General features: G+C 76.5%; 1 protein-coding gene. It reads left to right on the top strand.

The features are described from left to right. Positions 1-260, top strand: a 260-nt coding sequence (locus tag SB719_RS20975; RefSeq protein WP_412159861.1) for a hypothetical protein, incomplete at both ends; no start/stop codon positions are given.

Genomic DNA, 260 nt, shown 5'->3' on the forward strand with positions numbered 1-260 from the left:
CCGGTCAGCGGCGCCACCCCGCAGCCCGCACCGCAGGAACGGAGGCGACTGGCGCGCGAACTGCTCGCCGAAATGGATGCGCGTCCCGACCCTGCACCGCTGGTGGCGGCCGAGCCGGACGACCTGGACGAGATCCTGAATGCGGCTCCCGCCGGGACGCCCGGGATCGCCGCTCCGCCCGGGATGCTCGTCGACGACGAGGCGGGCCGCTACCCGGACCGCCTGCTCGGCGCGTGGCTGGGCCGGGCCGCTGGCTGCCT

Origin of the sequence: Pantoea sp. SIMBA_079 (genome assembly GCF_046940275.1) — a bacterium.
Taxonomy (GTDB): Bacteria; Pseudomonadota; Gammaproteobacteria; order Enterobacterales; family Enterobacteriaceae; genus Pantoea; species Pantoea borealis.